The sequence below is a fragment of the Pseudomonas sp. Pseusp11 genome (assembly GCF_047304405.1).
In the GTDB taxonomy this organism is placed as follows: Bacteria; Pseudomonadota; Gammaproteobacteria; order Pseudomonadales; family Pseudomonadaceae; genus Aquipseudomonas.
This window is the reverse complement of sequence record NZ_JBGLZF010000050.1, coordinates 17,091-38,726: the sequence shown is the minus strand read 5'-3', so window position 1 is coordinate 38,726 and position 21,636 is coordinate 17,091. Positions and strand designations below refer to the sequence as shown.

The window sequence follows — 21,636 nt, the reverse complement described above, 5'->3', positions numbered from 1 at the left end:
CCTGAAATACAAAACGCCCGATGCGGTGCATCGGGCGTTGGGGTGAAACAGGTGTAAACCTATTTCAGGACTAGACACGTTGGAAAAGTGGATGCCTGCAAGATCGGAGGTGCCGGTCACTAGGGGCATTCGACCGATTCAAGAAACAGACTGAAAGTCATTCCAGCGTTTTTCCGAAACTGTCTGGGGATTAATCTGCCGGCATCGAGTTTTTCTACTTTGTTGCCGGAGTCTTCCCATGATCCTTCACTATATTTACGACCCATTGTGCGGTTGGTGCTACGGCGCCAAACCCTTGGTGCAAGCTGCCCAAGCCGTGTTGCCGGTGATCGGCCACGGGGGCGGCATGATGAGCGGTGCCAATCGCCAAACCGTTTCGCCACAACTACGCAATTACGTCATGCCCCACGACCGGCGCATCGCCGAGTACACCGGCCAGCCGTTCGGCGAGGCGTATTTTGAGGGATTGCTGCGTGATGGGACGGCGGTGTTCGATTCCACGCCGCCGATTGCCGCCGTGCTGGCAGCCGAGCAGATCGCTGGGCGCGGACTGGAGTTGCTGGGGCGTTTGCAGACGGCTCATTACGTGGAAGGTCGACGCATCGCTGACGAGGCTGTTTTGCTTGAACTCGCCGCACAGACAGGCCTTGAACCCGAGGCTTTCCAGCAGGCATTTAGTGCAGCTGATACCGATCGCCATATCAAGGACAGCCGCGCACTCTTGGCCCGTGTCGGCGGTCAGGGCTTCCCTACCTTCGCGCTGGAACAGGATGGCCAGTTCACCCTGGTCGATATCGGCCCCTGGCTCGGCAAGCCGCAAGCCTTCGCCCAATGGTTGAGCCAGTCGCTTTCGGCAACAGAGTCTTCATCCGCGTTTCAAACCTGTGGCCTCGACGGCTGCGCCCATTGAACTCACCTGGAGTCACCATGGATAACCTGAGCCTGATCAAAAGCACCTACGAAGGCGTCAACTCCCAGGAGAATGCGCGCAACACCGCGGCGGCGCTGGCCGATGACGCCCGCTGGACCGAAGCGGCGGGTTTCCCCTGCGCCGGGACCTACGTCGGTTTCGACGCTATCGTCGAAAACGTCTTCAAGCGTCTGGCCACTGAGTGGGAAGATTTTCAGTTCAAGGTCGAGAACTACGTCGCTCAGGGCGACAAGGTATTTGCCTACGGCAATTACAGCGGCGTCTATAAAGCCACCGGTCGTGCGATGAATGCCCGAGTCGCGCACTTGTGGACTCTGGCCGACGGAAAAGTCACCCATTTCGAACAATTCGTCGACAGCCATGTCGTGCAATTGGCTATCGCTGACAAGTGATTTCTTAGACGATTTTCGCCTATTTACAGAAGATTCACGAAATTGACACATCATTAAGGGCGCAGATAGGATGCGCCCCAACGCCTGTGGCTAACCGCCACGACTGACAAAACAATAAAAGGCCCGCCGCGAATTTTCGTGGGCGGGCCTTTTTGTTTTTGCGGTGAAAAAAGAGCGCGATAGCGCCGTTTCAGCTGTTTGGCACAGAGCGTATCAACCCGTAATAAGGAAAATAACATGTTGAACAAGCGAATCAGCCTGATCGCACTGGGGATGTTGAGCGCCACACAGGCCATGGCTAACGACCAGGCCGAATCCAAGGGTTTTGTTGAAGACAGCAGCCTGAAAGTGCTGCTGCGCAACGCCTACATCAATCGTGACTATAAAGATGGCAACCCGGACAAAGCCGAATGGGGCCAAGCGGCCATCGGTACTTACTCGTCCGGTTTCACCCAAGGCACCGTCGGTGTGGGTGTGGATGCCTTCGGTCTGTACGCACTGCGCCTGGACGGCGGCAAAGGCCGCAGCGGCGCTGGTGGTATCGACTTCTTCAAGCAGGGCGACAGCGGCAACGCGGCGGATGACCTGTCCAAGTTCGGTGGCGCGGTCAAATTCCGTATCTCCAGCACCGTGCTGACCTATGGTGACCAGATGCCGGCCCTGCCGGTGCTGAACTACGACAATTCCCGCCTGCTGCCGGAAAGCTATACCGGCACCTTGATCACCTCCAAAGAGATCAAAGGCCTGGAGCTGAACGCCGGTCGCTTCACCGCCGAATCGCGCAAAAGCGCTGAAGGCCGTGACAGTGGTGGCTTGAAGTCGATCAACGTATTGGGCGGTAGCTACCAGTTCACCGAACAGTTCAAGGCAGCGCTGTACGCTTCCGACGTCGAAGACGTACTGAAGAAACAATACGTGAACGCCAACTACGTATTCCCGATCGCCAAGGATCAGTCCCTGACCCTGGACTTCAACGGCTATCGCACCAAGCTGGACAACTCCTACGTCCGGGAAAACGGTGTTACCGGCGACGACAATAAAATCTGGAGCCTGGCAGCGACCTTCGCCACCGGCCCGCACTCGTTCACCCTCGCCCACCAGCGCAGCACCGGCGACAGCAACCTGGGTTATGCCTACGGTGGCTATCAGCGCGGCCAGAACCGCGTCGGCGACGGCGGCAACACCATCTACCTGGCGAATTCCTACTGGTCCGACTTCAACGCCGAAGACGAACGCAGCTGGCAGTTGGGTTACGGTCTGGACTTCGGCGCCTTCGGCGTTCCGGGCCTGAGCTACAACGTGGCCTACGTGCGCGGCGACAACATCACCACTTCCACCAGCGAAGGCGGCACCGAGCGCGAGATCTTCAACCAGTTCAAGTACGTCGTGCAGAGTGGCCCGGCCAAAGACCTGAGCGTGAAGGTACGCAGCTCGATCCTGCGTGTGTCGCAGAAATCCAGCGAGTACAACGTCAGCGGCAACGAACTGCGCGTATTCGTGGATTACCCGATCAACATCTTCTGATGATCGGCTGAGTTGTTCAGACTCGATAAAAACCCTGACTGGTTCGGGGTTTTTTTTGCCTCATAACCATATAAAAACACCGAAAACGGCTGTTTTCGATCGTAAAAAGTCGAATTGGAGCAACTTTATCCTGCGTTTCAAGCAACGCTTGATATGCCTGAAATTCTTTCTCATGGGCCGTCAATCCGGCACCTACTAGATTAGGCCGCTTAATGCAGCGGAGACCTAGTAATGATCGTGTTGAACAGAGAAGTTGGCGAATCGCTACGGCGCGACAAGTATGTCAACGTCCAGGGAGCCGACTTCAATCTCTTCGGTCATTTTTCCGACTTCGTCAGATTGACCAAAAGTTGGGAAAACATGGAGCCGGACAGTTATTACGGCCAGGCCGATGCGGGCATGCGTTTTCGTCGCTACAGCGATTTTGAATACAACCCGGTTACCCGTGACTTGAAGCAATTGGAACACCGCGCCTACGTGCAATCGAAGGCCAACAACAGCTACGTCGGTGGACTGGAGCGGCACTTCCAGGACTTCTCCAATGAAGTCATTAATTCGCCGGTGATGCGCAGCCTCATCGATACGGATTTCGAGGTGTACAAACACGTATTGCCGCCGGAACTGCACGACGAAATCTGGCAATGCCAGATTCATCAGATCCGCATCGAGATCAAGCCGGGCAAGCAACTGGAAATTACCCCGGAAGGTATTCACTGCGACGGTTATCCGTTCAGCGGTGTGCATTTCTGGGGGCGCAACAATGTGGACGGGGCGGAGAGCCGTTTGTATTCGGCCCAAGAGGAACAGTTGGCGGCAACGACCTATCTGGAAATCCTCGACACCACCTACTTCCTCGATCGCGACATGCGTCACTACGTGACCCCGGCACGCAACACCCATGCTCACGAAATGGCTTATCGGCAGATTCTGGCCATTTCCTTCTCGCGGCCCGGGACCGCTTTCGACATTGTTCGCTGAACAGTTCGACCCCATGATGAACATCGCCGAGTGCTCTGCACCGGTGATGCTGCGACGCGCGACGGCCAAGGATGCCCAACGCCTGGAGCGCTTCTTTCGGCAATTCGAAGAAGTGTCGTTCTGTGAATGGCAGGACGCCAAATGCCTGCGCGGTGTGCTGGTGCAGAAAACCACCACCGCGTTCCTCGCACTCGATGTCAGTGGCGAAGTGGTCGGCGCGGTGTTGGGCGGCATGCTTGGCAGCCGTGGCACCATCAATCACCTGGCGGTGAGCCCGTTGTATCGCAGCCAGGGCGTCGGTCAGCGTCTGGTGGAAGCGGCCTCGGCGGACATGAAACGGGTGGGTGTGCTGCGGATGTTCCTGTTCGTCGACGATGCTAACCTTGCCGGCAAACGTTTTTGGAGTGCCCAGGGCTTTTGTGAGCCGCGCGGCGAAACTACCTTTGAGAGGGACCTATGAATGAGACGTCCAGCAGCCAGCCGCTGATGGTCGAGCCCGAGCCCTCGCGCACGTTTGCTGAAGCCAGCCCGGTGGTTGCGGGCTACTTCACGGTGTCGTTTGTGTTCGGTCTGATGGCCGTCAATGCCGGGATGCCCGTGTGGCTGCCGGTCGCGATGTGCCTGTTCGTCTACGCCGGTGCCTCGCAGTTCGCCGCTCTGGCGCTGATCTCCAGCGGTGCGTCGCTGACCACTATCATCCTCACCACGTTTCTGATCAATGCGCGGCACATGCTGATGTCGGTCTACATGGCCAAGGCTCTGCAGGCGATGGGGCTCAGTCGTCTGGAACGCTGGTGTTATGCCGGTGGGCTGACCGATGAATCGTTCGCCTTCCATAGCGTCAAACTGGGCAAGGGCTCGCCGGTCAATGTGCGTTACCTGATCGGCTTCAATCTGTATTGCCACACCTCGTGGGTAGTCGGCGGTTTGCTGGGGGCGATCTGCGCGCAGTACGCGGCGCACCTGATCAAATATCAGCTCGACTATGCACTGACCGCGATGATGCTCTACGTGCTGGTATCGCTCTGCAACACCCGCAACAAACTGATCGCCGCACTGGCCGCGGTCGCTTGCATGGGGGCACTGAGCCTGATTGGCAACTCACCCTTCAACGTATTCATCGCCACATTCGTGGGCTGCGGAGTGGGTGTATGCCTGACCAAACGTTCCTGATCCTGGTCGTCGCGCTGATGATGGCCGTGACATTCCTGCCACGCGCGTTACCGCTGCAGGTGAACACCGATCATTGGCCACCTCTGGTCGCCCGGGCGCTGGAATACCTGCCGGTGGCGATCGTGGCTGCCATCAGCCTCACGCCCCTGTTGATCAAGGATCAGCATGTGCAGCTCGATCGCCCGGAATTTTATGCAGCCATTCCGACGTTGTTATGTGCGTATTTCAGCAAAAACCTCTTTCTCTCCGTTGCGGTGGGAACGGCTGCGTACATTGCGCTCGGCTCGTTCATGTAACGGCAGATCGACCACTTCATTCAAGGCCTGACCCGACAACTCGGGATTATTGATCGCCAGCCGCACTTCGAGGGAATCCTCGAACCCCGGGAAAATGGTCAGGCCGTTACGCAGGGCCGCCTCACGGGAAACCATGCCCAAGCCGTCCATTTGCGTGATCAACGACAGGGTCAGGGTTTCACTGCAGGAATAGATCATCCGCTTGCCTGACTCGTAGTTGCCAAGACCGGCGTCGAGAAAGCGCAAGAAGCTGTGGGAATACGGACAATCGTCGGCCGGCCGAACCTGAAACTTATTGCCAAGCAGCACCAGCGGGTCGTTTTCCTGACCGCAATGAGCACCGACCACCTGCACTTGCACATCGGGCAGGGCAATACTGGGCAACCCCGGCTGTTGCGGCCCGATCAGCACGGCGAGGTCAAAGTCCTCATTCTTCAATTTGCTGAGGTTTTCCATCGACTCGGCGTAGCTGAATTCCAGCTGATAATCAGGAAACACCTCGATGAGGCGTCCGATCATTCGCCGGTTGAAGTCGGCCGAAAGCGTGGTGTTAAGCGCAACCTTGAGCGTGCGCTGCCCGGGCACCTTGAGCGCGGCGACTTTCTCTTCCAGCTGCCGCGTGGCGACCAACACTTTGTCCATGTAGGGCGTGAGCTCCGTGCCCTGTGTGGTCAGGGTCAGCCCCTTGTTGGAGCGACGAAACAACCGAAAACCGAACTGCTCTTCGACCTTGTTCAACTGCGCGGCCAATGCCTGCACGGTCAAAAAGGAATGCTCTGCCGCCGCCGACAACGAGCCGGTCTGCACGATGCGCATAAGGTTGCGTAAGGTTCTGCTATCCATTTGGGTAATGCCCTCTAAAGTGGGCTGGCTATTGTTGTGTACCTTGCCGCCCGGTGGGCGTGGGTCGCGTGCCGGCTATGATCCTGCACCAGAGCATGCTTGTCCCGAGTTTAGTAGCGAAATGATTCTGCGTCCGATGGCTGGAGGCTTGCACAGAATCGAGATTTTTGTTGGAGGGGAGATGATCGGGGTCAAGAAAGTGGCCCGGATGGGGGAGGTGTGGGCGTTTTTGGGTGTTTGTTTATCAACGAAACCTTTTCCCAAGGCAAAAAAAAGCAGCCTGATCAGGCTGCTTTCATGAAAAGGTGCTTGATATTGTGCTCCCTCAAGCAGGGGAGAAGAGGTCTCACCAGGCGTCGATTTCCAAGTCATCAACGAGGTCCCTCCGCCGACTATTGCCACTTGGAGGCAGTCGGTTTCGCGCTCTCGATTAAATTCTCTGCCCCTATAGTGGGGGTGTCAACGTGTGTGTCGGACCGTATGTCGGCATTTTTTCAGGCTGCGGAAAAGCCCAACACCGCCGCACCGTTCAATGGCCAGTCGGCATTGAGCTACAGGCTTCATCTGGATTCTAACTGGCATCAATCAACGCTCGTTCTTCCAACCAACTCTCCTGAACAAACTGATCCGTAATCGCATAGATCCCATGCCCACGCCGCATGATGATGTTCTCGGCAACCAGCGCAATCACCACCGGTTGAATCTCTTCAACATGTACCTCGCGACCGACAGTCTTCGAATACTCAGCCGCCGCATCGGTGGAGAAAATCCCCCGTGCATCGCCTTCCGTGGATGCGATTTTGTTGAAAATAGCTTGAGCCAGGCTGCCTAACTGCTCCACTTTCTCAAGCTCAATAATGGCTGCTGCCGAGCGCAAAGTACTGGCAATTACCGGCAGAAATAGATCGGGATCACCTTCTTGCTGCATCAACTGTCGCAGCGCCTTGAGCATTTCCTCTGGCCGATTCCCCAAGGTGTTGAATGCTTCAATGGCAACCTCAAGAGACGGCAACTTTTCCTTCTTCACCGTCATTGCGAGGCGGTTCAGCAGGTACTCCACGTAATCCCCCTTCAACACCGGATAAGCCGCCGACGTTGCGCCGGAAAACGCCTGGTTCCGCTTTGAAGTCAGTTCACTGACTTGCGCCCGGTGCGATCCGGTTCCGATGAACAGAAAGTAACCCGGTGTATTCGGGCGTGGATTGATTGCATCACGTGCAGCCTTGAGTGCCAGGAGCAGTTGATTGCCATCGTCGGAGGAAATGGCATGTTGCACTTCGTCGATGATCAGCACCAAATCTGTTTTCGCTTGGTCGACCACCTCAGTCAGCGCCTGTGCCAACGTTGGCCCACCTGTATTGCCAATGCTGTCGAGCTTGAAACCAAACTTGAATCCGGCTGCGCCAATATCCGCACCGCTAACCCGTTTGAGCATTTCGAGCAGGCTGGAGCCGGGCGTTTGGAGTTCTTCCAGGCGTTGACGGATAGCGTCATGCACGAGGGTGGCAGGATTGGCCAGCGTGTTGCTCCATAAGTCGACGTAAATGATCAGGGCACCCGCTTCTTCCAGGGCAGGGATGAGGTCATTTCTCAGGAATGTCGTTTTACCGGTCCTGCGCAGGCCGGATAGAAACAGACCTGAGCGCAGACCTTCATCGAGAACACCCGGATTGAGAAGCTGGTTTGCCATCTGTTCAGCCAGTTCAGGGCGCTGAAAAATGCTGCTCATTCAATTACCTCTTTTTATGGACACGCCATAATTATTGGCCAGCCATAATTAGCATAAAGGTTAAGGTCTGATCTGAGGACTGACTCATTACATCACGTCACTAATGATGTTCCCGCCCCCACCTTTATCCCCCCAAACCAACCTCCTACATTGAGCTCCACCCACCTACCCCTCATCCCGAAGGGCAGGTCACTGGAGACTCATCATGCCTTTTGTCAGCGTACGCATTACCCGCGATGGTGTTACCTCAGAGCAGAAAGCTCAGGTGATCGCCGAAATCACTGAAACCCTGGAACGCGTCCTCAACAAACGCCCGGACCTGACCCACATCGTGATCGAGGAAGTCGACACCGATAACTGGGGCTATGCCGGTATCACCACCACCCAGTACCGCAAGCAACTGGCTGAGGCGGAGGGGCAGTCATGACCGCCTCCGTCACCATCGATTTCGTTTCCGATGTGGTGTGCCCGTGGTGTGCCTTGGGTGCGACGGCGCTGGAGCAAGCGATCGAGAACGTGGCAGGTGAGGTCTCGGTCGAGCTGACTTTCAAGCCTTTCGAACTGAACCCCGACATGCCGGCGGAAGGCGAGAACGCGGTTGCGCACTTGATGCGCAAGTACGGGCGCAGTGCCGAGGACGTCGCCGCTGGCAAAGCGATGCAGATCGCTCGGGGTGAGGCCATCGGGTTCAAGTTCGATCTGGAGAAGCGCACCCACTTCCATAACACCTTCGATGCTCACCGATTGCTGTTGTGGGCGTTGCAGGAAGGGCGTCAGGTCGCACTCAAGAAAGCCCTGCTGCGTGCTTATTTCACCGACGGCCAGAACCCGAACGATCGCGAGACGCTGGTTCGGCTGGCGGCGCAAGTGGGATTGGATGCGGCGAGTGCGCGTGAGGTGTTGGTGTCCGGAGCGTTTGCCCAGGAAGTGCGTGAGCTTGAAGTGTTTTACCGCGAGCGCGGCATTAATTCGGTACCGGCCATGGTGCTGAACGGCCGTCACTTGGTGTCCGGTTCGCAATCGGTCGAGTACTACGAACAGATGTTGAGACAAATGGCGCAGGCGCCTGTTGAAGCCTGATTAATCACTTTTTCAAACCATCATTTATGAGTAGAGGTTCATCATGAGCAATTCGAAAAAAGTCATCGTAATTACTGGCGCATCCCAAGGGCTCGGCGCAGGCATGGTCAAGGCTTTCCGTGATCTCGATTACAAGGTTGTCGCCACTTCGCGTTCGATCAAACCGTCCACCGACCCGGACATCCTCACTGTGGCCGGCGACATTGGCGACCCGGCAGTCGCTCAGCAAGTCATTCGTGAAGCGATCGCACGTTTTGGCCGCATCGACACCCTGGTCAACAACGCCGGGATCTTCGTCGCCAAACCGTTCACGGCTTACACCCCTGAAGACTATGCCGCGGTGCTGTCGGTGAACCTGAATGGTTTTTTCTACATCACCCAACTCGCGATCACCGAGATGGAGAAGCAGGGCAAAGGCCACGTCGTCAACATCACCACCAGCCTGGTGGACCACGCCATTGACGGTGTGCCGTCGGTACTGGCTTCGTTGACCAAAGGTGGCTTGAACGCGGCGACCAAATCCCTGGCCATCGAGTACGCCAAGCGCGGGATTCGGGTGAACGCGGTTAGCCCTGGCATCATCAAAACGCCGATGCACGGAGAGGAAACTCATGAAGCGCTGGGGAATCTGCACCCGGTTGGGCATATGGGCGAGATCAGTGATATTGCTCAGGCCGTTGTGTATCTGGACAGCGCCAACTTTGTCACCGGGGAAATTCTGCATGTTGATGGTGGGCAGAGTGCGGGCCATTAAGACCTGCTTTCCCAAATCCCATACACAACAAAGCCCTCGCGTTTTTGCGAGGGCTTTGTTGTGTATGGCGCACGTTTTACCAGCACGTGAATCCGGAGATCGTCTCTTAGCCAGCCCGCCAAGTCTGATAACTCCAGGTACTTAGTGGTGCGTCATTGCTCCCGAAAAATCTAAATCCATCCTGTTGTTCCTACGATGTTTAAGAATTCATTTGCTGGAGTCGTGCTGCTGCTGGCTCTGGCATGGCCGCCAGCGAACTAAACTAGTTACATCTCTATAGAAGATGTCTCTACAGAGGTAAGGAGGTGTCAAATGGCCATTCGTGATACCTATCAGGAAATTGAACAGACCCTGGGTCTGGTACCGGAGTGGATCAAGCAGATGCCGGAAGGCGGAGCGATCGGATTCTGGGGCGTGGCCCGGGATTTCTGGCTGGCAGATACCAAGATTCCTAATAAGTACAAGGAGTTGATAGGTCTGGCGGTGTCCGGGGCGACTCGTTGCAAGTATTGCGCCCTGTTCCATACCGAAGCCGCGCGCTTGTTTGGCGCGAGCGACGAGGAAATTTCCGAAGCCAGCTTTATGGGCTCGCTGACCATGATGGGCAGCACCTTTATTAACGCCCAGCAGATCGACTACGAGCAGTTCCGGCAGGAAACGCTGAGTATCGTCCGGTATGTCAAAGATCACTCGCAACCCAAAGCCGCGTAAGCCGTTGCGAGAACCTGCCCTTCGCCAGCTGACGAAGGATAAGTTGATTGCAATCACCGGCGGTGGTCCCAGGACCACCGCTCGGTGGCAAGCGGCTGTGCTGCGAGCCATCAGCGAGCTCATGCAATACAGCGATACCGCCCGCGAAGAAAACCAGGACCTGCGCATCCCCTTTGCCAAAGCACTCCATGACCTCTATGCGGGACAGAAATCCGACGCCGAGTTGACGGAAATGGTGTTGCTGATGCTGGAAGTGGAAACCGCCCCTTTTATTGGCAAAGAGCCCCAGCCAGGAGCGGTATCTGGGGACAATGACCTCTGAGAAGTGGAAAAGGGACAACTTTATGTTCCCAAATGGAAATCGTCGTATCCCTGGTTTGAGCAAAAAAGACCCGCACGATTTGAGCTTGCTGACGACGTCAACCTAGGCTTGGCGGGTGTATTGGTTTGCAATTTAGGTGGGGCCTATCAAGGTCGGGTGGAAGCAGATTCTCCAACCCCAGAAACAACAAAGCCCTCGCATTTCTGCGAGGGCTTTGTTTTGTATGGTGCCGGCACCAGGAATCGAACCCGGGACCTACTGATTACAAGTCAGTTGCTCTACCATCTGAGCTATACCGGCGTGTCAGGGCGACGATTATAGCGATTGGGTTGGTTCTGTAAACCCCTGAATTCAGACTATTTTTGCGCAGGCTTTCGGTCAGGCGCGATGCAGTACTTTCTTGAGTTTCAGCAGGGTGCGCCGGGCTCGGCTGTTTTGCATAGCCCGCAGTTGCGCTTCGGCGTGTTCAGCGCGTTGCAGGGCGGTGGGGAGGTGGTTTTCGGCGTTGGTGACGGGGTGGCTGGATTGATGGCCTCTACAGAACGTCACGGTCGAAGATTTTCCTTGTTTGTAGCCGCACTGTCGGTGCCTTCGTATGCGTGTATAGCAAGGGGCATTGCCAGGCGCAATTTTCCGCCCGTGATGTCCGGAATTCGGCGGTTATGTCGTTTTGATTTAATGCTTATGCACAACGGGCTGGCGGAATCTGCTTGATCATTGCGCTTTTGTGGACTCGTTCTCATTTGTCCGCAAATGCCTGTTTTACGGGTTTTTTATTTTTGTGAACAAAAAATGACCAGTAGTGTTTTAGGCGTAAAACAGCGTGGATATTGGATCCACGATAATTCCATCAACAGAGTTATCCACAGGTTGCGGCTGTTTAAGGGCGCTCTGCCAGGAGCAGGAAATTGCGTGGTGTGAGCGGGGATTCGCAGAAGGTGCCGAGACGAACGACATAACCCTGCTCAATGAGGAAAAGTGCCCGATCGAGTACCAGCCACAGCTCCAGAGGCCGTCGGAAAAGGCCTCGCAGCAGCTCCAGGTTGCGCACTTCGGCCAGTCGCTGCCAACCGGCGGCTTCCAGTTCGGTCCAATCTGGCGTGCCGACTGTGGATAAGTCTTTGAGTGCGGCCAGATCGCGGCAGTAATCGGCGAAGGGTTTGTCCAGCCAGGCGCTGGGCAGGGAAGGGGTGGGCAGGTAGTCGTCGACACCGCGAAGTTGCCGTTGCAGCAGGTCGAACCCCAGGCGCCGGGCCATGGAGGTGTCGCGCTGGCGTCGGACGCGAGCGCCGGCGGTGACGGTTTCGCTCATCGGCAGCGCAAGATCATCGAGGGAAAGGTGTAGGTCGGAGCGCTCAGCCGCACAGGAAAGTGGCCGATAGGTGTTCAGACTGATCCGGTTGTAGCAGCACGGTGCGATAGCCAATTGTTTGCAACCGGCGGCACTGGCGAGCTGGATCAGCCGCACATGCAGATCCCCGCAGGCGTGCAGAGCTACGGGCGTGTGATCGGCATTCAATAAAGAGGCTGCGCCAGGCGCGAGTACATCCTGTTCGACATGCAGCGCATGCATTTGATGGCGCTGACTGAGTGCCTCGCCGCTGGCGACCAGCGTCGGGTCGTATTCCAGGCAGGTCAATTGTTGACCGGTTTGCAGCAGGCGTCGCCCCAAATGGCCCTTGCCCGAACACCAGTCCAGCCAATGCGTCGGTGCGCGGGCAAACTGCAAGCAGCCGGCGAACGCTTCAATCTGCTGCCATTTGCGCCCCGGTACATCCACATTCAACCGATGGCCCGCCGCTTCGAGTGCACGAGCCGGCAATTCACCTACCGCACTCAGCTCAAGAGACATCGCTGCCAATGAAGCAAACGGCTCCGGCGCATCGAGCACGCCAGGCTGGTTATGACTGTTTTCCGCATCTTCCAGCGACCGCCCGCGTAGCCACAACGCCAGTTCCGGGTAGGACGCTTCCCAAGGTAGTTGCAGATGGGTAAACGGTCGGGGCTTCCACAGCGCCTGATGCTCGATCAGAAAAGCATCCAGCGCAGCGAAGCGGGCGAGTAGGGTCTCACCCGTCAGCACGCAGGCATCAGCGCCCTTGGCAGGCATCGACGCGCAACCAGCGCTCCAGCAGCTTGAAGCCGCGCACCAGCACGTACGCCATCAGCAGATAGAACATGCCCGCAGCGAAGAAGATTTCCACCGGCAGGTAGGTACGGGCAATGATGGTGCGGGCCATGCCGGTCAGTTCCAGCAGGGTCACGGTACTGGCCAGGGCGCTGGCCTTGAGCATCAGGATCACTTCGTTGCTGTACGCCGGCAGGCCGATGCGCGCAGCACGCGGCAGCATGATGTAGAACAGCGCCTTGGCCCTGGACATGCCCAGCGCCCGCGCCGCTTCGATCTCGCCCGGTGGAATCGCCTGGATCGCGCCGCGCAGGATCTCGGCGATGTAGGCGGCGGTGTGCAGGGTCATGGTTACGGTGGCGCACCAGAATGGATCGCGCAGGTACGGCCACATCGAGCTGTTACGCACCGCGTCGAACTGCGCCAGCCCGTAGTAGACCAGAAACAGCTGAACCAGCAGCGGCGTGCCACGGAAAAAGAAGATGTAGCCGTAGGGGAATGCCCGCACGTACCAGAGTCGAGACGAGCGAGCGATGCCCAGCGGAATCGCCAGCAGCAACCCGGCGATCACGGCGATGGCCACCAGTTCCAGGGTCAGTGTCGCGCCCTGAGCCAGTTTCGGCAGCCACTTGATGATGACTTCCCAATTCATTGGGTGCTCCTCGCAAAGCCGCGAGCGGCGCGTCGTTCCATGAAGTGCATGCCGGTCATGGCCAGAATGGTCAGGCCCAGGTACATAAAAGCGGCCACCATATAGAAGGTGAACGGTTGCTTGGACACGGTCACGCCGATTTGCGCGTGACGCATGATTTCTTCAAGGCCGATGACTGATACCAGCGCAGTGTCTTTCATCAGAATCATGAACAGATTGCCCAGGCCCGGCAGGGCGATGCGCCACATCTGCGGCATGATCAGCTTGGTGAAGATGCGGAATTTCGACAGACCCAGGGCCACACCGGCTTCACGGTGACCTTTGGGAATCGCCAGAATCGCCCCGCGAAACACTTCCGTGGCGTAAGCGCCGAAGCATAGCCCCAGAGCAATTACGCCGGCGGCGAAGGCGTTGAGTTCGAGGTCGGGATTGCCGAAGAACTCACCCAGCGCACGCATCAGGTTGACTGTACCGAAGTAGATCAACAGCACCCAGAGCAATTCCGGGATGCCGCGAACCAGCGTTGAATAAGTGCCGCCAAGCCATTGCAGCGGCTTGTACGGGGAAGTCTTGGCCAAGGCGCCGAGCAGACCGAGCACCAGCCCCAGGCACAAGGCCGAGAGTGCCAGTTTCACAGTCATCAGTGCGCCAGCGGCGAGCGCCGGGCCGAATCCGTAGAGGTCGATAATCATGGATTTCTTTTCAAATCGCGGCAGGCAATGCCAAGGACTGGCGCCGTCAGCGAACGGCGCCGGTCAGGCAGGTCAGAATCAATAGATGCTGAACGGGAAGTACTTGTCGTTGATCTTTTTGTAGGTGCCGTCAGCGACGATTTCTTTCAGCGCAGCGTTCAGCTTTTCGCGGATCGGGTCGTTCTTGCGAACGGCGATACCGATCTTGTCGCTTTCTTCCACCGGGTCGCCCTTGAATTCGTAAGCACGGCCGGCGTCGCTTTTCAGCCACTCATAGTTGACGTACTTGTCGGCCAGGATGCCGTCCAGACGACCGGAAGTCAGGTCCAGGTAAGCGTTTTCCTGGGTGTCGTAGAGTTTGACTTCGACGCCTTCCATGTTGTCTTCCAGCCAGGTGCCGGCCAGGGTCGCGCGTTGGGCGCCGATCACCTTGCCTTGCAGCGAAGCCTTGTCGGTCTTGAAGTCGACGTCTTTTTTGGCAATGAACTGCAGTTTGTTGGAGTAGTACGGTGCGGTGAAGTCCACCGCTTGCTTGCGCTCATCGGTGATCGACATCGAGGAGATCAGGAAGTCGAACTTCTTGGCGTTCAGGGCCGGGATGATGCCGTCCCAATCGGAGGTGACCACGGTGCACTCGACTTTCATCTTGGCGCACAAGGCGTCGCCGATGTCTTTGTCGAAGCCGACGACATTGCCACTGGCATCTTTATTGTTGAACGGCGGGTAGGCCGCTTCGATGCCCATCTTCAAGGTCTCGGCGGCGGCACCGGCGCTGAAGGCCAGGGTGACGGCCGCAGCCAGGAAGATCTTTTTGTAGTTCTGCATGCGGGTAGCTCCGTTAGCGGTTGCTGGACATGAATTGTTTGCAGCGCGCCGAAAGCGGGTTTTCGAACACCTGCTGCGGCGATCCTTGTTCTTCTACCAAGCCTTGGTGGAGGAACACCACTTCGCTGGAAACCTGACGGGCGAAGCCCATTTCATGGGTCACGAGCAGCATGGTGCGGCCTTCTTCGGCCAATGCGCGGATGACATTAAGTACTTCCTGGACCATTTCCGGGTCAAGGGCGGAGGTGGGTTCGTCGAACAGAATCACCTTGGGCTGCATCGCCAGGGTACGGGCGATGGCCGCGCGTTGCTGCTGGCCGCCGGAGAGTTGCGCGGGGTAGGCGTGGCGCTTGTCAGCGATGCCGACCTTGGCCAGCAGGGCTTCGGCGACTTCGATGGCCTCGGCCTTGCTCTGGCCGAGCACGCGGCGCGGGGCCTCGATGATGTTGTCGAGCACGCTCATGTGCGGCCAGAGATTAAAGTTTTGAAACACAAAACCGATCTCGCTGCGCAGGCGATTGATCTGCTTGCCGTCGGCAGCGACCAATTCGCCGTTCTTGGCGGGCTTGAGCTTGAGTTCTTCGCCAGCCACCAGGATCTGGCCCTGGTGCGGGTTTTCCAGCAGGTTGATGCAACGCAGGAACGTGGACTTGCCGGAACCGGAGGAGCCCAGGATCGAGATCACGTCGCCGTCGCGGGCGGTCAGCGAGATGCCTTTGAGCACCTCAAGCTGTCCGTAGCGTTTGTGCAAGTTGCGGATTTCAAGCGCGGGCGTGGCCTCAGCCATGTGCGTTCCTCATAGTGTGTTGCGCTCCTGCTGTTGGTCGCCTTCCTGGCGAGGCGGCCAAGCTAGCATAGCGTTCGAATGGCAGCCAACAGCGCTCGGGACGGTAAACGGATGGCGTGTGGCAGGTTGTCGCATCGGTACAGCAGACTGTCGCGCTGCTATCAACCGAACAGCCGTTTGAACCCGATGGGGTGCGGCTGCCCGTAAAAAAGGGCGCGATGTTGCCAGCTTTGGCGGGGTGTTGGAAGCGTTAACCGGCCAAACGTTCCTGATCCGCACTTTTATTGTGCGAGGGGTGATTCCGGGGTGTGTTTCTGGTGCGCTGTTTCGTTACTAAAGTGGGTCGCCAGGTAACGCTCTGGCGAATTGCCATTAATCTCAATGACTTGCGATAACTACCCGGTCAGGCTGAGAGCCCCGAGGTTGAGGAGTTTGCAACATTTTGGCGCAATTATTGCGTGCAGAATACGAAACGCCCTGTTGGTTTCTTTTTACGAGAAGGAACGCCAAACGGGATGCACGCTTCCGCTTTTCCTTACAAAGGTAGTTTTAATGAGCAGTTCCCAAAGCTCCAATGGCCTTGAACAGGGGCTCAAACCGCGTCATGTGACCATGCTGTCGATCGCCGGGGTTATCGGTGCCGGCCTGTTCGTCGGCTCCGGCCACGCCATCGCCGCTGCAGGCCCGGCCGTGCTGTTGGCCTACGCTGCCGCCGGTGCGCTGGTGGTTCTGGTCATGCGCATGCTCGGCGAGATGGCCGTTGCATCGCCAGATACAGGCTCCTTCTCGACGTATGCCGATCGTGCGATCGGTCACTGGGCCGGTTTCACCATCGGCTGGCTCTACTGGTGGTTCTGGGTTTTGGTGATCCCGCTGGAGGCTAACGCTGCCGCGACCATTCTGCATGCCTGGTTCCCGAACGTGGCGATCTGGGCCTTCACCTTGGTCATCACGTTACTGCTGACAGTGACCAACCTGTTCAGCGTGAAGAACTACGGCGAGTTCGAGTTCTGGTTCGCCCTGGTCAAAGTCGTTGCGATCATCGGCTTTATCGGTCTGGGCATTCTGGCGATCTTTGGCTTCTTGCCAACAAGTCAGGTCAGCGGCGTGTCGCACCTGTTCGACACTCAAGGCTTCCTGCCAAACGGCATGGGCGCGGTGCTGGGCGCTATCCTGACCACCATGTTTTCCTTCATGGGCACCGAGATCGTGACCATCGCGGCCGCGGAATCGAAGAACCCTGGCCAGCAGATTTCCAAGGCGACCAACTCGGTCATCTGGCGGATTGGCTTGTTCTACCTCGTCTCCATCTTCATCGTTGTGGCCTTGGTGCCATGGAACGACCCGATTCTCGCCAGTGTTGGTTCTTACCAGACTGTGCTTGAGCGCATGGGTATCCCGAATGCCAAGCTGATCGTTGATATCGTGGTTCTGGTTGCGGTCACCAGCTGCCTGAACTCCGCGCTCTACACCGCTTCGCGGATGATGTTCTCGTTGGGCAAGCGCGGCGATGCGCCGGCCGTTTCCCAGCGCACCAACAGCAGCGGCACGCCTTATTGGGCCGTGATGCTGTCGACCGCTGCGGCATTCCTTGCAGTCTTCGCCAACTACGTGGCCCCGGCTGCCGTGTTCGAGTTCCTGCTGGCCAGTTCTGGCGCCATCGCGTTGCTGGTGTACCTGGTGATCGCGTTTTCGCAACTGCGGATGCGCAAACAGCGTATGGCTCGCGGTGAAAAAATCGCCTTCAGCATGTGGCTGTTCCCGGGCCTGACCTACGCGGTGATCGTATTCATCATCGCGGCCCTGACCATTATGTTGTTCCAGGAAGCGCATCGCGTGGAGATCCTCGCAACTGGCTTGCTGAGCGTGTTGGTGGTGGCAGCCGGTTTGATTGTGGCTCGCCGTCGCAAGCTGCAGAAACTGGGCGCGGTGGTGCTGAACTGATTCGTACCGCGTAACGAAAAACGGCCGCTGTCAGTGATGACAAGCGGCCGTTTTTGTTTCTGAGGGGATGTTTACTCGCCCTTTTCTTCCTGCGCATCCAGCGACTGACGATAACTGTCCAGTGCATCGCCAAAGTCGGTGATGAATTGCGGATCGGTCAGCCAGGCCTGGGCGGTATCGCGGTCCATGCCATCGGCCCACATGCGGTAGTCGATCAGCATGTCGGCGGCCAGGTGCGTGGCGGCCATGGCTTCGTTGTCGGCGTTTTCCATGTCCAGCAGTTCTGGATGGTCGCTGATGATGCCGGCGAGGTTCGACAGCAAGGTCAGCAGCATGTCGTTGCGGCTGGTGGCTTCGGCGTCACGCATTTTGCTGAACATCGCCAGGGTGTATTCCGGGATCGGCTCGCCGATCTCACCCAGGTCATCGTTCAGATCGGCAGGCTTTCTGCCGACCATGCGGATCTGTTTGGCTTTGGCCTTTGCGCGTTTGGCGCGTTTCTGTTGCTTATTCAGGGATGCCATGGGAACTCAGTGGGTTTTCTGTTGGGTTTGGGCCGCGATGGCGTCGGACGCCGCCACGTAATCAGCCTGGAAGGCCGGTGATTCGATCCACGCCAGTGCACCGGCCTCGTCGGTCTCGGTGGACCATTGGCGGTATTCGATCAGCGCTGCGAGGATGAAGTCCATCGCGCCTTCTTCGCCTTCCTGTTCGTACACCAGCTCCAGCAACGGGTCTTCAAGGAAGGCTGTGCACATGGCCTGCTGACTGGACTTTTCGGCGTCGATCATTTTTTTGAACAGTTCGGTCAGGTCCACTGACTCGAAGTCGATGCGATCGTCGTTCGGGTCCAGCTCGACCGGCGCGGCGGCCCGCTGGGTGCGGTTCTGCTTGGCCTTGGCTTTGGCGCGGGAGGCGCGTTTGTTCTGCTTGTTGGCGGAGGCCATGGGCGTCGTTCCGTAATTCGTTGAGAGGGCGCATCAATCAACTGCGCGGCACTCGCCGCCCGGGTGTGTCGGGGGCCAGCTCGCCGGTCTGCAGCCAGGACAATGCAATGGGCCATAGTGTGGCTTGGTATGCGCTGCGAAAAAAGGCGAAATGTCCGACTTCTTCTTCGCCGATGTCCTCAGGTGTGATTCTCAGGTGGGTATTTGTACTGCCGGTGAGGTAGCCAAGCAGGCGTTCTATGGCTGGAATCGTGCCGTAGGGATCGTCGCTGAGGCTGATGGCCAGGGTTTGTGCGCTGACGTTGGCGAAGGGCAGTCGACCGGTTCTGGCGTGGATGAGGCGACCGCTGGGGCGTTTCTCATATCGGTTGCTGGGCGTGCTCCAGTCGCGAACCACGCCGGCGGGGGTGTCTTCGAGCCAGCCCAGGCGTTTGCCGGGAAAGTAGCCGCAAAGCATCGTCATCAACGGCATCACCACGTGCCACTTGGCGAACATCCGCCAGCGATGAGCGGGGGCGTAGTCGCGCCAGTAAGCGAACTGCGCGCCCACCGTCACCAGGCGTCGGATCACATGCCCGGAAGCGCCCAGCCCCGCAGCACAGCCGCCGAAGCTGTGACCGACGACATTGATGGGTTGTCCCGCAAATTCGCGTTGCGCTCTTTGCAGCATCGCCTCGAAATCCAGCGCGCCCCAGTCGGACCATGTGGCCTCAAGCCCTTTCAGCGATGCGGGACGCGACTCGCCGATGCCACGGTAGTCATAAGTGATCACGTCAAAGCCGTTGGCGAACAGGTAATCGGCGAAGCGCGAATAGTGCCGGCAACGGACAGAGGTGGCGGCGTTGATGATCACCACCGGGCGAGTTGGGTCTTGATGGGTGTGCCGCCAGGTGAAGCCGCCAAGGAGGAAGCCATCGGCGGCGGGTTCCTTGAAGGATTCGCCGGGTGTGCGGGTGGGCAACGGCAACTCGAGTTGCGTCGGGGCCAGTGAGGGTATGTCCTGCAAGTTCATCGGCTTTGAACCTTTGCGACGAGTTACTCACCATAGTCGTCATGCCGTTTATGAACAATCTGCCCGCGCTTATCGGGGGCGCTTGAGTAACCGTTCCTCAAGCACCGCCCATTCCCGATCCAGTTCTGTGCGAAGTTCCTCCTCACTCGGCAGCACCAGTCTGTAGGTGCTTGCGAACAGTTGTTCGTTGCCTTGCAGCACTGAATAGCGCACCACCGATTCATCTTTTTGCGCGCAGAGAATGAGGCCGACGGTGGGGCCATCCTCCGGTCCGCGCTTGAGGTCGTCGTACATGCGTACATACATGTCCATCTGGCCGACATCCTGGTGAGTCAGTACGCCACGCTTGAGGTCGAAGATGACGAAGCACTTGAGCAGGTAGTTGTAGAACACCAGGTCGATGTAGAAGTCTCTGCTGTCGGTACTGATACGTTGCTGGCGAGCGATGAAGGCGAAGCCTTTGCCCAGTTCGAGCAGAAAACCCTGGAGTTGATCGATCAGTGCTTGCTCAAGATCGCTTTCCTGAACCCGGCCTGCATTGGACAGGCCGAGAAACTCGAGCAGCACCGGATCCCGGATGAAATCCCGAGGGCTGGCGTTGATTTGCTGGATGTTGATGGCGGCTTCCTGTTTGACGGCAGACCGGTCGCGGCTCGCCAGCAGGCGTTCGTAGTAGAGGGTGTTGATCTGGCGCTCAAGGGCGCGACTTGACCAGTTCTGGAGTGCTGATTCGTTCATGTACCAGTGGCGAGCGTTGTCGTTGTCGACTCGCAGCAGCCTGCGGTAGTGGGTCCAGCTCAATTCGTGACGCAGTGCGTCACGAATCGGGAATGCTTGATAGAACTGGCGCATGTAGCGGAGATTGGAGGCGTCGAAGCCTTTCCCAAACTCCGCTGTCAGTGTATGCGCCAATGTCGACAGTAGCTGCTTGCCATAAGCCGCCCGCCGAGCCCCTTCCTGCTCGAACTCCACGATATGCCGGCCGATCTGCCAACAGGTTTGCACCTGAACGGTATCGACCGCTCGCAGCACCTTTTGGCGCGCGTCACGGATCAGCTCGCCCAGACTGCCGAGCAGTGAAACCATTTGTGGATCTTGAGTGTTATCGGGTTTGAGGAGGCTCATGACATCTTCCGCATCTGGAGGGAACAGGCGCAAGAGGATGGCAAGAGAGCGATAGTCAGCGATGCCGGGCGCTGCTGATAAGTCGGAAGGAATTACCGGATTCGTCTTGCAGGACACCACCGACTACAGCTCGTACTTGAGGAGCAAATCGTGTAGTCCGATTCGCAGTGAATCCAATTCCGAATCGATCTAAAACTTGAGTATTCGGCGATAAATCTAAAAGGAGTAACGAGTGGGTTCTACGTAACCCGGGAGTCGCCATCATGAAGTACGTCCATTCATTCATGCTGCCCATCGCCGCTGTCGGCGTACTGCTGTTGCCAATCGCGCTTAACGCCGCCAGCCTTGAGCCAATTGACAGCTCGGCCGTGCAAGTCCAGCAGCAACAACAAAACGGGATTACCTACCTGTCCGGGGGGATTGGAGAGGACGAGGCTAAAGCCATTCAGCAAACCAAGGGCTACAACCTGCACATGACATTCTCCACCGGGCCTCAGGACGAATACGTTCCCGATGTGGATCTGGTTATTCAGAAAGCCGCAGGGCAGACCGTGCTGACACTGAGTGAGGCTGGACCGTTGGTTTACGTTCAGCTGCCTGCGGGCAAGTACACCGTTGTCGCCACGCATAAAGGTGAGGTGCGGCGTGATACAGCGGATGTAGGCAGTGGTGCCGCTCGCAATCTGGTTTTCCACTGGGGCGGTCAAAACTAGTCAGGAGAGGTGGCTTGCGTGATGTCCGATCAAATCGCAGGCATAAAAAAACCCTGAATCTTGCGATTCAGGGTTTTC

At 57.5% G+C, this 21,636-nt stretch carries 25 protein-coding genes, 1 tRNA gene and 1 pseudogene; 14 read left to right on the top strand and 13 right to left on the bottom strand.

The window, feature by feature from the left end:
* Window positions 1-238 precede the first annotated feature (238 nt).
* The 7 genes from ACCC96_RS26765 to ACCC96_RS26735 all read left to right on the top strand — a co-directional run bounded on the left by ACCC96_RS26765 (window position 239) and on the right by ACCC96_RS26735 (window position 5,294).
* A complete protein-coding gene (locus ACCC96_RS26765) occupies window positions 239-910 on the top strand; it encodes a DsbA family protein (RefSeq protein ID WP_413697382.1) in 672 nt (223 codons plus the stop codon).
* A 17-nt stretch (window positions 911-927) separates the two neighbouring features.
* Entirely contained in the window at window positions 928-1,323 is a 396-nt protein-coding gene (locus ACCC96_RS26760) for a nuclear transport factor 2 family protein (protein WP_258671996.1), read from the top strand.
* 237 nt (window positions 1,324-1,560) lie between these two features.
* Window positions 1,561-2,847, top strand: a complete 1,287-nt coding sequence (locus ACCC96_RS26755; RefSeq protein WP_018929286.1) for an OprD family porin — start codon at window positions 1,561-1,563, stop codon at window positions 2,845-2,847.
* Window positions 2,848-3,078: 231 nt separating this feature from the next.
* Complete coding sequence (locus ACCC96_RS26750) at window positions 3,079-3,825, top strand: 2OG-Fe dioxygenase family protein (protein WP_258671999.1); 747 nt, start codon at window positions 3,079-3,081, stop codon at window positions 3,823-3,825.
* Between the two features lie 46 nt (window positions 3,826-3,871).
* Window positions 3,872-4,285, top strand: coding sequence for a GNAT family N-acetyltransferase (locus ACCC96_RS26745; RefSeq protein ID WP_177324976.1), 414 nt, complete (start codon window positions 3,872-3,874; stop codon window positions 4,283-4,285).
* Window positions 4,282-4,998, top strand: a complete 717-nt coding sequence (locus tag ACCC96_RS26740; RefSeq protein WP_413697381.1) for an AzlC family ABC transporter permease — start codon at window positions 4,282-4,284, stop codon at window positions 4,996-4,998. Before ACCC96_RS26745 ends, ACCC96_RS26740 begins: the two co-directional genes overlap by 4 nt.
* Window positions 4,977-5,294, top strand: a complete 318-nt coding sequence (locus tag ACCC96_RS26735; protein WP_007939492.1) for an AzlD domain-containing protein — start codon at window positions 4,977-4,979, stop codon at window positions 5,292-5,294. The genes ACCC96_RS26740 and ACCC96_RS26735 overlap by 22 nt, the downstream gene beginning before the upstream one ends.
* On the opposite strand, the gene ACCC96_RS26730 is transcribed toward ACCC96_RS26735, so the two are convergent.
* Together ACCC96_RS26730 and ACCC96_RS26725 are read right to left on the bottom strand one after the other, a co-directional pair.
* Entirely contained in the window at window positions 5,211-6,137 is a 927-nt protein-coding gene (locus ACCC96_RS26730) for a LysR family transcriptional regulator (RefSeq protein WP_026346062.1), read from the bottom strand. The genes ACCC96_RS26735 and ACCC96_RS26730 overlap by 84 nt on opposite strands.
* Window positions 6,138-6,708: 571 nt before the next feature.
* Complete coding sequence (locus ACCC96_RS26725; RefSeq protein ID WP_413697380.1) at window positions 6,709-7,866, bottom strand: AAA family ATPase; 1,158 nt, start codon at window positions 7,864-7,866, stop codon at window positions 6,709-6,711.
* 205 nt (window positions 7,867-8,071) lie between these two features.
* Between ACCC96_RS26725 and ACCC96_RS26720 the strand changes: the two genes are divergently transcribed.
* From ACCC96_RS26720 to ACCC96_RS26700, 5 genes are all read left to right on the top strand, one after another.
* On the top strand, window positions 8,072-8,293 hold the full coding sequence (locus ACCC96_RS26720) for a tautomerase family protein (RefSeq protein ID WP_007939483.1): 222 nt from the start codon (window positions 8,072-8,074) through the stop codon (window positions 8,291-8,293).
* Window positions 8,290-8,946, top strand: a complete 657-nt coding sequence (locus ACCC96_RS26715) for a DsbA family oxidoreductase (RefSeq protein ID WP_413697379.1) — start codon at window positions 8,290-8,292, stop codon at window positions 8,944-8,946. The genes ACCC96_RS26720 and ACCC96_RS26715 overlap by 4 nt, the downstream gene beginning before the upstream one ends.
* A 43-nt stretch (window positions 8,947-8,989) precedes the next feature.
* Entirely contained in the window at window positions 8,990-9,700 is a 711-nt protein-coding gene (locus tag ACCC96_RS26710) for an SDR family NAD(P)-dependent oxidoreductase (protein ID WP_413697378.1), read from the top strand.
* Between the two features lie 312 nt (window positions 9,701-10,012).
* Window positions 10,013-10,411: a carboxymuconolactone decarboxylase family protein gene (locus tag ACCC96_RS26705; protein ID WP_007939479.1), complete on the top strand. Its 399-nt coding sequence runs from the start codon at window positions 10,013-10,015 to the stop codon at window positions 10,409-10,411.
* Complete coding sequence (locus ACCC96_RS26700; RefSeq protein WP_413697377.1) at window positions 10,377-10,733, top strand: hypothetical protein; 357 nt, start codon at window positions 10,377-10,379, stop codon at window positions 10,731-10,733. Before ACCC96_RS26705 ends, ACCC96_RS26700 begins: the two co-directional genes overlap by 35 nt.
* A 224-nt stretch (window positions 10,734-10,957) precedes the next feature.
* Here the strand turns inward: ACCC96_RS26700 and ACCC96_RS26695 are convergent.
* From ACCC96_RS26695 to ACCC96_RS26665, 7 genes and pseudogenes are all read right to left on the bottom strand, one after another.
* Window positions 10,958-11,033: transfer RNA gene (locus tag ACCC96_RS26695), tRNA-Thr, on the bottom strand.
* Between the two features lie 78 nt (window positions 11,034-11,111).
* Window positions 11,112-11,276 (bottom strand): annotated as a pseudogene (locus ACCC96_RS26690) (FkbM family methyltransferase); the annotation flags it as partial.
* Window positions 11,277-11,613: 337 nt separating this feature from the next.
* On the bottom strand, window positions 11,614-12,843 hold the full coding sequence (locus ACCC96_RS26685) for a methyltransferase (protein ID WP_413697376.1): 1,230 nt from the start codon (window positions 12,841-12,843) through the stop codon (window positions 11,614-11,616).
* The gene (locus ACCC96_RS26680) at window positions 12,824-13,513 is read right to left on the bottom strand and encodes an ABC transporter permease (RefSeq protein ID WP_258672023.1); all 690 of its coding nucleotides are present in this window, start codon (window positions 13,511-13,513) and stop codon (window positions 12,824-12,826) included. Before ACCC96_RS26680 ends, ACCC96_RS26685 begins: the two co-directional genes overlap by 20 nt.
* The gene (locus tag ACCC96_RS26675; protein ID WP_413697375.1) at window positions 13,510-14,205 is read right to left on the bottom strand and encodes an ABC transporter permease; all 696 of its coding nucleotides are present in this window, start codon (window positions 14,203-14,205) and stop codon (window positions 13,510-13,512) included. The genes ACCC96_RS26680 and ACCC96_RS26675 overlap by 4 nt, the downstream gene beginning before the upstream one ends.
* Before the next feature lie 78 nt (window positions 14,206-14,283).
* Window positions 14,284-15,030: an ABC transporter substrate-binding protein gene (locus tag ACCC96_RS26670; RefSeq protein WP_019581788.1), complete on the bottom strand. Its 747-nt coding sequence runs from the start codon at window positions 15,028-15,030 to the stop codon at window positions 14,284-14,286.
* Between the two features lie 13 nt (window positions 15,031-15,043).
* Window positions 15,044-15,817 (bottom strand): ABC transporter ATP-binding protein, encoded by a 774-nt coding sequence (locus ACCC96_RS26665; RefSeq protein WP_007939465.1) that lies wholly within the window; start codon window positions 15,815-15,817, stop codon window positions 15,044-15,046.
* A gap of 552 nt (window positions 15,818-16,369) precedes the next feature.
* Here ACCC96_RS26665 and gabP point away from each other — a divergent pair.
* Window positions 16,370-17,761, top strand: coding sequence for a GABA permease (gabP, locus tag ACCC96_RS26660; protein WP_258672026.1), 1,392 nt, complete (start codon window positions 16,370-16,372; stop codon window positions 17,759-17,761).
* A 71-nt stretch (window positions 17,762-17,832) separates the two neighbouring features.
* Here gabP and ACCC96_RS26655 read toward each other — a convergent pair whose 3' ends face one another.
* The 4 genes from ACCC96_RS26655 to ACCC96_RS26640 form a co-directional block, all read right to left on the bottom strand.
* Window positions 17,833-18,285: a hypothetical protein gene (locus ACCC96_RS26655; protein ID WP_064615876.1), complete on the bottom strand. Its 453-nt coding sequence runs from the start codon at window positions 18,283-18,285 to the stop codon at window positions 17,833-17,835.
* A gap of 6 nt (window positions 18,286-18,291) precedes the next feature.
* A complete protein-coding gene (locus ACCC96_RS26650) occupies window positions 18,292-18,708 on the bottom strand; it encodes a hypothetical protein (protein WP_019581792.1) in 417 nt (138 codons plus the stop codon).
* Window positions 18,709-18,745: 37 nt separating this feature from the next.
* Entirely contained in the window at window positions 18,746-19,720 is a 975-nt protein-coding gene (locus tag ACCC96_RS26645) for an alpha/beta fold hydrolase (RefSeq protein ID WP_413697374.1), read from the bottom strand.
* 69 nt (window positions 19,721-19,789) lie between these two features.
* Window positions 19,790-20,845 carry a PDDEXK nuclease domain-containing protein gene (locus tag ACCC96_RS26640; protein WP_413697373.1) on the bottom strand — a complete coding sequence of 352 codons (1,056 nt, stop codon included), beginning with the start codon at window positions 20,843-20,845 and terminating at the stop codon, window positions 19,790-19,792.
* A gap of 263 nt (window positions 20,846-21,108) precedes the next feature.
* Here ACCC96_RS26640 and ACCC96_RS26635 point away from each other — a divergent pair, with 263 nt between their 5' ends.
* Window positions 21,109-21,558 carry a carboxypeptidase regulatory-like domain-containing protein gene (locus ACCC96_RS26635; protein WP_413697372.1) on the top strand — a complete coding sequence of 150 codons (450 nt, stop codon included), beginning with the start codon at window positions 21,109-21,111 and terminating at the stop codon, window positions 21,556-21,558.
* The last annotated feature ends 78 nt before the right edge of the window (window positions 21,559-21,636 follow it).